Source organism: Rhizobium sp. CF080 (genome assembly GCF_000282095.2).
Classification (GTDB): domain Bacteria; phylum Pseudomonadota; class Alphaproteobacteria; order Rhizobiales; family Rhizobiaceae; genus Neorhizobium.
In genome coordinates this window covers 1,288,075-1,299,594 of record NZ_AKKC02000004.1, presented here as the reverse complement: position 1 = coordinate 1,299,594, position 11,520 = coordinate 1,288,075, and the positions used below count along the sequence as shown (strand labels likewise).

Here is an 11,520-nt window from a genome sequence, read left to right as displayed (position 1 = left end):
AGAAACATTGCCGGTAAAACAAAGGGGGCGGTGCCTTAATGCTCGCTTGGGCAGCCGTGAAAGGAGCCAGTTGGCTCGTCGTTTCAAGGATCGTTGGTCGCAGCATAGACGTCCTCACTTTGCTCATCCTCGCGCGGCTTCTTCAGCCGGCCGAATTTGGGTTGGTTGCGCTTGCAATGGCGCTGGTCGTCGTTGTTGATACGGTGCTCGAAATACCAACCACTCAAGCGCTGATCCGCCTCGGAACCGTTGACAGGAGCCATCTGGACACCGCTTTCACACTTGGCGTATTGCGCAGCATTGCCGTCACGGCGTTCCTTTTGGCGGCCATGTTTCCATATTCATGGATTAGAGGTGATACTTCGTTAGTACCGGCAATTGCAGTCTTAGCCTTCGGTCCGGCTTTGAAGGGCTTTGCAAGCCCTGCCACAATTCATTTTATCCGCGATGTGAATTTTCGACCCACATTCCTGATCGAGATGGCCAGCAAACTCTGCGCCTTCGTGGCCACCGTAACCATTGTGAATTCCGGAGGCTCTTACTGGGCGATCGTCGCAAGCTATGTAACGAACGCATTGGCTGCAACTTTAGCGTCTCACTTTCTGGCCCCATACCGACCGCGGTTATCCCTTGAGCGCTTATCAGACTTCGCAAGTTTTATTGGTTGGTACAGTTTCGCCCAACTGATATCGGCATTCAATTGGCAATATGACCGCTTCCTCGTCGGCGCTTTCGGCAGTCACGCAATGCTTGGCCGCTACGCTGTTGCAAATGATGTGGCTGTCATACCCACGCAGAGTATTATCGGGCCGGCTTTGCAGCCGGTCATGGCCGCCTTTTCCAAGATAAACACCGACCATGCTCGTATGAAATTCGCCTTGTTGAGGGCAACACGTTTCGCGATGCTGATCTCCGTCCCGGCTTGCTTGGGAATTTCGCTGACGGCCGATCTGGTTACCGACATCGTGCTTGGGCCGCAGTGGAAAGATGCTTCCATTTATCTGAGGCTGCTAGCGATATCGGTAATTCCCGCTCCATATTTTCAGGTTCTCTACGCCGCACTGCTATCGATTGGCAGGCCAAAAGAGATATTCCGGAATAATTTATTGGATCTTGCCATCCGAGTTTTATTTGTCTCTTCGGCCTTCTTCTTTTTTTCTGCTTTAGGAGCCTGTGTAGCGCGGATTTTCATCTCGTTTGCGATGTTTGGGCTCTACGTGGCGCAGGCGCGGCGGGTCTTCGCTGTAGGAATTACAATACAGCTTAAAAATCTCTGGAAGATAATCGTTTCGGCGGGGGCTATGGCCGTCGCGGTCATATTGCTGCGGGCAGAGCTCGATGGATTGCAAATCCACGCCTTCCTTAGGCTCGCGGCGGTCGCTTTCGTTGGCGCGGTTGCTTACTGCGTCTCTCTCTTTGCACTCGGCGTCCGAATTGATATCGGACCTGGAAAGTTGGATTTGGTCGATCGGCACTGAGCGTGCGAATCACAATAGAGCCCGAACGAGCCCCGGGGTCGAACGGATGCCCGCGCCCAGCCTATAGGCGAGAAGGCGGCGCGCACGCTCCTTCGAAACCAGGCCGACAAGCACAAAAAACGTAGTCAAACTCAGTTTGGCTCGGATCGGATGCTCATCGGACCACAGCGTCATCACCAATCGCAGGAGATCTGACGCAGATATTGTCTCGTCTGATGCGATTGCCAGATATAGACTGCGCTCAAGGAAATAATAGGTGCGCTCCGCAGCGACTAGGTCGACGGCAAGTCCATGTTCATCCAGGACCTGTCGCAAATGCTGCATTCTATCCAGAAACCGCTGGAGATCCCCATGGAAAGACAGCGGATTTAGAAGATTGCCTACCCCCGACTTATTTCGGTCGTGGACTCGATACAGCCCAAGCTCCTGCCCGACGCTGACGATATCGCCCATAAATGGAGCCGCGAAAAGGATGACGCCATCGACGGCGTTGTCGTATTCAGCACTCTCGAGCAGCTCACAGACGTCACGTCTGAAGACGTTGCCTGACGTTGGGGGTGAAGGATAGACACCGGTTTTCAACACGCGCCTAGCGAGGGCACGACCGCGATCGTCCTTGAGTGCCGGAATGGGGCCGCTGATAGCTTCTCCGTCGCGATTGACGCGCCGCAGCGGAAATTGAAGCTTAGCCACGCCGCTATCCAGCTTGTTGACGATCACATCGAGAGAGCCGGGAAGGAGTTCGTCGTCAGCATCAAGAAATAGGATAAACGGCGCAGACGTTTGTTTGAAACCGAAGTAGCACGCGCCCCTCTGGCCACCATTCTCGATCCGAAACGCTTTGACGCCAAAACTCTCAATCACATCCCAGGAACCGTCTGTGGATCCATCATCCACAACGACTATCTCGCAGTCACTACGGCCCTGTGATTGAACGCTCTGGATTGCGAGGCCCACATACTGGGCGTAATTAAAGCAGGTAATAACAACCGCAAGCTTGGGTCGGACGGAGCTTGACTCAACTTGCGTTGCCGACGTTCCGATTTCCCGAGAAATCCCAGAAGATGGGGAAGATTGATGCACGCCGCTCTTCATAACTTGCCCCATTGACATCGGTCTTGATGCTATTCGTGCAGCATCCATCATCTCGGTTTCTACCGCCGGGAGGATAATGCGACTTGGGAGGATATACTGTGCAATACAAACGGAATTCTATCACTGGATCGTCGATCTGACAAGCTTTGAAGGTGCACTGCAATATCCACGAGAGGCTGTTCCGTTGTTTGACAACGCTGCGCGAGCGATCTCATTCGTCTCGCAGAGCGAATGAAGCTAGGAAATCTGCCTCAGAAAAAGCTGCTGTTGTGGCACCGTGACTCTCGCGGTTGCCGGACGCGCCCATGCCAGACCCGCCAGTATAAAGAATAGCAATCCAAGGTCGACGGTCGGGCCGGCAACCAGGGCTCCTATCATAATGCAAATACATCCATTTCGAGCCGAGAGCTGGATATCCGAAGTCCCGCTCCGGGGCAGGCTTCGTTGGCGGAGGAGAACAGAAAGCACGAACAGGAAAAAAAAGATCGTCCCCGGGACACCGACATTCGACAGAAGTGCAAAGATGAAGCTGGAAGTTCGCGACGTCCCCAGCCCAACCCCCAGTCCGAAGGAATCGATGAAGTTCTGATACGCATATAAGTTCCAGGATCCGCGCACCATGGCTGACGAGGATGTGGATTTGCTCAGTAGCAAAAGATCAACGTAATCATAGATCTTTCGATAGAGATCGTTGTCCAGGGCTAAAACGAGCGCGACGGTTACGAGGAGAGGTGGAACAAATACGACCGTGGTTGTGCTTCGCCATGTGCTGGCAGTTGAACCGATACCGCGCCCCGCCGCAGTCAAAAAAAGAAGAACGCAGCACAAGGGGAGGGCGAAGAGCCCGGTTGAGGATGTTGACCGCACGACGAGGAACACAGAAATCAGGAAGAGAGACCCGTTCAGGCGTGAATTGCGGCCGCATAACCACATGGTGCCGGTAAAACCAATGGACGCCAGCGACATGCCAGCGAAGGCGGAAGCCTCGGGCCAGGATCCGACGACGCGCTTCACTCCGGCAACGACGTCCTCATCGTGAAACACATACTGAGCATTGCGAATATACCCAAAGAGGCTTTGCATACTGGTCCCATAGGTGGCGAGATCAAGTATGGCGAATGCAGCATTGGCCACCGAGAAACCGGCCACACCAATCGCAATTGCGCGAAATCCGCGTTCCGTCGAGCCGATGCAGGCCATCAGCACGAAGGTCAGGAGATCAGCGGCAAGGTAAACGGCCTGAGTGAAATTGCTGGAAACCGGCCCCAAAGGTACCGCTCCACCCGTAGAGGGATAGTCGGACGTGCCGAGCGGGATAATATTCGTTGCGCCGGCGAACAGCCGTGGTGCAAAAAAGCCGGCAGCAGCCCCGTAGAAAAGCAAACACGTCAACCAAAATGCTGGCTTTGGAAACTTAAACTCCGCCAGCGCGACAGCGAAATCTCTCTGAAACGACAACGTCGAAAAAGCGAGGAAACCAAGGAAGAGATGGGCAGGCTGAATACTGGCTGAGCCTGCCAGGATCGCGGCCGCGGCTCCGAATACCGTAAGGGTCACAAATACGATGACAGTTGAGCTACTGCCCAGCAGAAGACACAAAACGCCCAGCGCGAGGGTAAAAATCCCAATCGGCTCTAAGCTCATGCCCCGACACCTTCGTTGCCCTCGTTGACAAACGTGCGGCTGACTCGCCTTTGCTGGATGTTCCATGAAGCAGCAGCTATATTTATTAGGAGTTTGACATGGAAGGCAAGGCATATCTGATGGAGCTAGACCCGGCTGCAAACGAAACAAGGTAGGCCGTCGCCCAGAAACCTTCTTGAACAGCATGCGATACCACTTTGCCCCGAATAATATCTCCTTTTGGTGTCTTGCCTTTTCTTCGGAACGTTGCTTTGCTCATTTGGCGGTTCACTTAGCAGAGCCACTGCCTCGCGCGACGTGGATGACCAGTACCGGTGAACTTGCCGGAACTCTGGGCGTGCCGCCGGATCACGCTGGCAACTATTGAAGTCCAGATGGGTCCTATCTCAGCGAGGGACATCATCCCTCTAACCGACGCGTTTGCCAGAAGGTGAGCCTTTTGCGTTCACAGACGTTAGCGGGGCAACAGCAGTCCCCTGTAGTGCATAGAAGCTGGAGAGACGGCATGGGCATAAAGAACCTCGTTCTGTCAAATGCGGCAAAAAATGCCGGGTCACTGTTGGGCAAACCCTCTCTTCAACGGATAATCTTCAATGCCGTTCGGCTGAATAGGCCGGAAGTCGCAAGCTTACTGGTGAATGAAGACCTCCACTTCCTGGCATATTGTGTCGGGCGGCGTCGCGCCTCGAGAGCGCAAATCCTCCAGGATCTTTGGGTTTGTTATGAGCTTGGCGAGAAGCGGGACGGGTACTTTGTGGAATTCGGATCCACTGACGGGATTACGAACAGCAATACCTGGCTTCTTGAGAAGAAATTTGGCTGGCGGGGCATCCTCGCCGAGCCCAACCCAGTTTGGCACGTCGAGTTGTCGTCCAACCGAACGGCCGCGATCGAACATCGATGTGTCTCCTCCAAATCCGGCGAGCAGGTTACTTTCCTGACGACCAATGGCATCGATCCAGAACTGAGCGGCATTGCCAGCTTTGCGGCGGGTGATCACTTTGCAAGCATTCGCAGGACAGGTGATCCGATCATCGTCGAGACCGTTTCCTTGAATGACATGCTCGACGATTATGGCGCGCCGGGAGAGATCGACTACATCTCCATCGACACCGAAGGCAATGAGTTCGATATTCTCTCTGGTTTCGATTTTGACAAACGCAGCTTTAAGCTCATCTCGGTTGAACAGAACCCCGCGACCGAGAAAGAGATCGCGGCATTGTTGGAGAAACACGGCTATGTTCGCGTTTTCCCCCAATTTTCCCAGTGGGACGGATGGTATGTTTCTAGCCAACTCAGATCACAGTTACCGTGCGAAATCATTGCCCCTGCCACATAGGAAACTATGTATCCCGAAGCATCTCTGCCATCTGCACGTTGCGAGCAGCGGAAGGCCGGAGAATATTTGCTTCGGGCTGCCCAATGAACTCTGCGACTGTGGAGAGGGCAACGAAGCCTTCGATCGGGGGAGGGCTTAATGCGGCGCTGGAGCCTCAGAGATCTCAGGGGTTCGATAGATCATATCGACCTGATCACGACCGACGTTTTCGACACCCTACTGCTCCGCAAATTTAAGTCGCAGCGGTCGCGGCTCGTGATTGGCGAAGAACAATTCGCTCGTTTTTTGAAGACGCAGGATCGGTCCGTTGCCGTTGGTGCATTGATCCGTGCAAGACTGCTTGCCGAGGAGTTATCTTACCGGGCTTTGAACTTTATAGAACAACGTGGGGAGGTCCGGCTGGTGGATGTCATCAGCCGTCAGCTCCACATTCTCGGATTGTCTCAATCACTGGTCGAAAGGCGGTTGGCCATTGAATTGGCCGTCGAAAAGCGCGCCCTCTACGCAAATGGCGAATTGGCGATGGTACTTAGGCATCAACGGACGGCGGGAGTTCGGATCATTGCGCTGAGCGATACAGGTCTGCCTGGCGAGCAACTGACCGATCTGATCAACCACTTTCACGGCCCGGGGCTTCTTGATGGGGTCTACTCCAGCGCCGATATCGGACTGAGCAAGCGGCAGGGAGACCTATTCTCATTCACGCTGGACCTTCACGGGGTTCCTGCCTCCCGCGTGCTGCATATCGGCGATGATTACCTCGCAGACTGTCTTATGCCGGAAAGCCTCGGGCTAAACACGATCCATGTTCCCAAAGCTTCGATCAAACGTCTTCTCTCCAAGACGGATGGGGCAATTGCGGAAAGTCTGCGAAGGATAAGGCATCACAGGCGACCCCCGACGCCGTGCTCTGAGACGGATGATCCCATTTCATTCGGAAGAGCCGTGTTCGGGCCGATTCTTGCGGAATTCTGTCTATTCCTCTGGCTTTTCTCCCACCAGGTAGCCGATAGCAACAGCGATGCGACAATGCTGTTTTGCGCTCGCGGCGGCATTGGCATCCGGGAGGCCTTCGAACGGTTTCAGCGTGCCCTAGGCCTACCGCTGCCGCTTCGGCGGGAGAATTTGCTGGTTTCGCGGCTTGTCGCGGCACGCGCTGCCGTCGTGGCGCGCAGCCCGGACGTACTCGATGAACTGAGCCGCGAGTTCAACGGAAGCAGTTTCGCAATGGTCGCCAATGCGCTCGGCGGGAGCGAATACAATTTGCCGGCGGCGTGGCAGGAGCTTTTTCACGCAGACCGTTTTTTCGAAATGCTGGAAGATGAATCTGCGAAGTGTTTGCGCAACGATATCAGCGCCCAAAACGCTTTGTTCGAGATGCACCTCCGGCAGGTCACTGGAGACAATCAAGATTTGATCCTCCTCTGCGACACAGGTCTTTATGGCAGCACCCAGAAACTGTTGGCTGCCGGGCTCCCGGAGTGGAACTTCAAAACCGTTCAGTTCGCCCGTTGTAACTACAAGGGGCTGAACGAAGATCACTTCCCGGACGTCGCGGGACTTGTAGTCGAAGATAGGTTTTATAATCCGCTCAAGCTGAGAACTGTGGTGTTACGTTATTGGCAGATCATTGAAAGCCTTTTCGAACCCTCGATTGCTTCCGTGCGCTACTTTGACGTGGATGAAACCGGCAAAGTGATCGCAAATTCCGGCGACATCACCTACGGGAAACTGGACGCGGCCGTTGGCAATCCACTTCTCTCCGGCGCACTGGAATATCTCGATAGCCTAGTGGCCGGGGAGGATATCTTGCTCGAGGCCGGCCCCGCCTGGGTGCGACTGAAGCAGGCGATTACCAATCCAGCGGACGGAGATTTGGTCGCGCTCGGCATAGGACCACGATCCGTGGATTTTGGACGTGCCGGATTTGTGCACGCGGTCCCGTCTTCCAAGCAAGTCGGCCCTCGGCAGAAGCTCGCCAGAATTAGGTCTCATCTATGGCGGGAGGGCGCGATCGCACGTGATTTCCCACGATCGAAGCCGATTTTGCTAAGTGCGATCGAACTGGCGCATGTCGTGCGAGGAGTATCGGCTCGCCTTCATCGATCGCCGTAAACGTGAAGCCCGAACCTGCAATCTGTCGGTCTCTGAGCAAGGTTTCGCTCACCAAAAAGACGGCCAGTTTACTCTCAGAGCCAAAGATCGCCTTGCGTATCCGTCATGCCCTCGCCTTGTTGAGGATAGCACCGATGACGTTGGCGCCTGCTCGCCGCAATCGGACTTCGGCGTTGGCAACTTCCTCCACCCTCGTTTGACCGGCACGGACCACGAGCAGGGCCGCATCGGCGTGAACCGCTAGGGCCAAGGCATCCATTGAAACACTCAGAGCCGGCAAATCAAGAACCACATCGCCCTTTGCTCGTGCGGCGTCGAGAAGCCGCAGAACCCGCGGATGACGAAGGTCACCATAGAGGTTTGCCTGCGGATCCTTGGAGTGAATTGGAAACACAGAGACGCCATCGACATGGTGAGACGGCAGGAGGTCGAAATTCTCACCAGTGAGTGCGGCATCCATAAGCGACATCGCTGGCCAATAGAGCTCTTCGCTCTCATCGGCGTTGGTTTGAAACAGTGTCACATGGCGGCCACCACGTTCGAGCAATTGTGCAAGGCTAAGGCAAAGGGTTGAGACGCCTACGCCATTGGTCGGAGCAACCAGCGCAATGACGATATTGCGCTCACCGCGCTGAGGGGCGCAGGCAAGGTCGATTGAGGTGCGGAGATCTCGGATTGCAGCAAGATATTTCTTGTTAGCTTGCTGCTCCCTCCAGGCGCTGACGATCCGTCTTCCTATGTCAGGAACCACAACGAAGAACGGGATTGTCGTTTCGCCCTTTAAATCGTCGGGATCACGGATGCGGCGATCGAATGCAGCAGCAAGTGCAATGCTAGCCATCCCACACAAAAGACCGATGACTGCGCCAAGGGCGGTGATGAGCATGGAGCGTGGACTGGAGGGGCTAAGTGGTGGCAATGCTGCGCCGACAACGCGGGCATCCGCGTCGGGTGTCGCGACACTTGGCAACCTCCCATCCTCCATCGCGTCCTTGGCGGCACTCACTTGAGCAGCCAGCGAGTCCAAGCGGCCCTGAAGAGTTTCCGCCCCTGCTCGTGCCAACTCCTCTTTGAAGGCCACCGACTGAAGGAGGTACCCGGATGCAATAGCATTGGCGACCCGCGCCGCAAGGAACGGGTTCGATGAGGTGTATTCGATCTCGACCACGTACGATTGGCCAACACGGCGAGCACGGAGCCGTTGCACGAAATTGGCAAAGGCAGCTCGATATTCGGTGACTTTCTCATAGGATGGGACACCAACCCCCGTTTCCGCAAGCGCCCTCGATGTCTTGCTCGGTGTCTTCGAACTCTTGTCAGCCGCGACCGGTAATGGATCCAAATTCGTGGATAAAGGAGTGTTGCTTGCGGTCGACGGCTCGGGGCCAAGTTCCGGCTCGTTTTGAAGGTCGAGGCTTTTGAAGACTGCCGAAAGGAGCCGTTCCGAGCGTATGATTTGCAATTGGCTGTCTGCGCTGTTCAGATCAAGATTTGACGGAGCCCCCTCGTGACCGGTGAATACCGTTTGCCGAGGTTCCAGCAATAGCGTAGCGCTGGCACTATAGGCGAACGGAACTGATTGGGCATAGAACCAGGCACTGATTGCGCCGGCGGCCACGCAAGCGACCAGCCTTGTCTTGTGACGCCAGGCAAGTCTGCCCACCAGGCGAAACAAAGCCAGTGGTCCGTCCGTGCTCTGCGCTTCAGGTTCCTCAATGCGCCAAAGCCGCGAGGCACGTTCCAGAGGGCCGGGGGTGTTCACTGTCATTCAACCTTCCCCTTTAGTAAATGTCCGAAGCTCCTTGCGGGCGGCAGCAAGGCGGCCCGTTCCGGCTCCAAACGTCCCCGCAAGATATCGGTGATCGCAAGCAAATTGCCTTTCACCCGGCCGCGACGGTCGATGAAAGGTTCCGGCCAAGCAAACCGCCCAACATTGCTGGTGACATTCCGCAGAACCTGATCCGCAACCTGGGAGACCGTCATGCTGCCTTTTCGGAGCATGTAGAAGGGGTTGACGATTTGCGAGTAACCGAGGCGTTCGCCGCTGACGCGGCCGCCTTTTACCCCCATGTGAACACCGAAGGCTTCGGCACACTTGACGAACCGACCACCAACCTTGGCGAGGATCGTGGCAAAATCGCGATCCTCCAGCCAGCCGTATAGGACGAGGCGTTCGTCAAATCTTACCTCGCCGATGGCGGCCACTCGAAATGCCATGTTGCAGCCATATGGGCTATGGGGTTCAAGCCATTTGCGGTTCGGCGAGGGCGCTTGCGCGAGCAGATCGCGAGCGACACCGAATGGGATACCCGGTCCCTTGATACCATCGGCGACGACATGGCCGGTAAAGCCGACGACGCGACATTCCTCGCGGAATATTCTCGCTGCGGCAGCAATCCAGTTCTCATGCGCGACGAAATCGTCATCGAAAAAAATCACGATCTCCGTACCCTGAGGCAAGCTGGCGAGGGCCGTGTTTCGCTGTGCGGTCAGACCTGCAGGGCCCAGCACAATCGTTACACGCGCATCGAACCGTAGATCGCCGGCGTCAGACATGTCTGAACAAGACAAGATCAGCGTATCGGGGCAGACGGTCTGGCTCGAAAGGAGATGTCGAACCGTGGCGGTGGCAACATCAGGACGTCCGCGCGTTGCCACGACGACTGCGGATCGCGGTATTCCGGTTTCGCCGGCGCTATGGGTCGCGAGTTTTGAGAAGGGGCGTTCCAGCAACTCCAGATAGCCACTTGCGGTTTTTGACCATGAAAAGTTCCGGGCCTGTTCAAGACCCCCGCCGCGCAGGTCATCTGCAAGCGAGGAGGACTCTTTCAAGGCGCGAATATGGGCCAACCACATCGACGGATCGAATGGCGAAGCCATCAGTGCCGCATTGCCGCAAACCTCCGGCATGCTGGCGCAATTGGATGAAACAACGGGGCATCCGAGAGTCATGGCTTCCAGGATGGGCAATCCAAATCCCTCGCTGAGCGAGGGGAAAACGAGGCACAGGGCGTTTTGCAACAGGCAGGCAAGATCGTCGTCGCTGACACGCCCAAGCAGATGGAAATTTGATCCGGCTTCGAACCGACTGCCTGTGAATATGGCCTCCTCACCTCCGGCGACGACGATGTCGATGTCTTGGTCGTCCAACGACGGCGCCAGCTTGACGAGCAGTTCAAGGTTTTTATGGCGCGCGCGCGAGCCAAGCGCCAGGACATATTGGCGGCCTCGCGATCGAATGGCGTCAACGACCCGCGGGGCTGCCTTCGCCAGAGCTGCCTGCCACTGCAGTGCATGTTCATGGCCATTTCCAAGAACCGCTATTTCCTCTGGCGCAATGGGGAGATGACGCGCGATCTGGCGCGCCGAGGCGTGGGACACAGTTGCGATCCGAATTGACCTCCGCACCAGAAGCGGCTGGAGGGATGCATAGAAGGTGCGAAAAGCGCGGCTATAGCTTTCGGGGGCCGCAAATATGTTGGCATCGTGGATACAAACGATCTGGTTCGCCTTCACCGCAGGTGCCGTGTTGCATAGGTTTAGGAGCCGGCCGCGCCATCTTGCTGGAAGTTCGAACTGCTCCCACAGATGGCCCCTGAACCGACCAGCCTGGACAAGCCGCATGGGTTTCAAGTTGGGATCGCGCGTTCCCGTGGGGGCTACAATTGGGACTTCATGTCCCTCGACGACAAGAGATGCAATCGCGGTGACCACATTGGACGCGTAGCGCTGAACCCCTGTCCCATTCTGAGATAGGAACCGACCATTGATCGCAAACGCCTCGGTCGGTCTCATCAGACTTCTCCCGAGCACAACAAAGGGTAACTCAGGCGACCGTAGCAAGTGGTA

The 11,520-nt window shown here is 55.9% G+C and carries 7 protein-coding genes; 3 read left to right on the top strand and 4 right to left on the bottom strand.

All coding sequences use genetic code 11. The features are described from left to right. Nucleotides 1-38 precede the first annotated feature (38 nt). The gene (locus tag PMI07_RS13035) at nucleotides 39-1,478 is read left to right on the top strand and encodes an oligosaccharide flippase family protein (protein WP_007753308.1); all 1,440 of its coding nucleotides are present in this window, start codon (nucleotides 39-41) and stop codon (nucleotides 1,476-1,478) included. A 9-nt stretch (nucleotides 1,479-1,487) separates the two neighbouring features. On the opposite strand, the gene PMI07_RS13030 is transcribed toward PMI07_RS13035, so the two are convergent. Further along, a complete protein-coding gene (locus PMI07_RS13030; protein ID WP_348626242.1) occupies nucleotides 1,488-2,561 on the bottom strand; it encodes a glycosyltransferase family 2 protein in 1,074 nt (357 codons plus the stop codon). A gap of 249 nt (nucleotides 2,562-2,810) precedes the next feature. Then, the gene (locus PMI07_RS13025; RefSeq protein ID WP_007753314.1) at nucleotides 2,811-4,217 is read right to left on the bottom strand and encodes a hypothetical protein; all 1,407 of its coding nucleotides are present in this window, start codon (nucleotides 4,215-4,217) and stop codon (nucleotides 2,811-2,813) included. A 505-nt stretch (nucleotides 4,218-4,722) separates the two neighbouring features. Here PMI07_RS13025 and PMI07_RS13020 point away from each other — a divergent pair. After that, nucleotides 4,723-5,556, top strand: a complete 834-nt coding sequence (locus tag PMI07_RS13020; protein ID WP_007753317.1) for an FkbM family methyltransferase — start codon at nucleotides 4,723-4,725, stop codon at nucleotides 5,554-5,556. A 138-nt stretch (nucleotides 5,557-5,694) separates the two neighbouring features. Next, nucleotides 5,695-7,671 carry a hypothetical protein gene (locus PMI07_RS13015; RefSeq protein ID WP_007753319.1) on the top strand — a complete coding sequence of 659 codons (1,977 nt, stop codon included), beginning with the start codon at nucleotides 5,695-5,697 and terminating at the stop codon, nucleotides 7,669-7,671. A 103-nt stretch (nucleotides 7,672-7,774) separates the two neighbouring features. Here the strand turns inward: PMI07_RS13015 and PMI07_RS13010 are convergent, their stop codons facing one another. Both PMI07_RS13010 and PMI07_RS13005 read right to left on the bottom strand, forming a co-directional pair. After that, nucleotides 7,775-9,439: a Wzz/FepE/Etk N-terminal domain-containing protein gene (locus PMI07_RS13010; protein ID WP_007753321.1), complete on the bottom strand. Its 1,665-nt coding sequence runs from the start codon at nucleotides 9,437-9,439 to the stop codon at nucleotides 7,775-7,777. Continuing rightward, complete coding sequence (locus tag PMI07_RS13005; RefSeq protein ID WP_007753323.1) at nucleotides 9,436-11,466, bottom strand: glycosyltransferase; 2,031 nt, start codon at nucleotides 11,464-11,466, stop codon at nucleotides 9,436-9,438. The genes PMI07_RS13010 and PMI07_RS13005 overlap by 4 nt, the downstream gene beginning before the upstream one ends. Nucleotides 11,467-11,520: the final 54 nt, after the last annotated feature.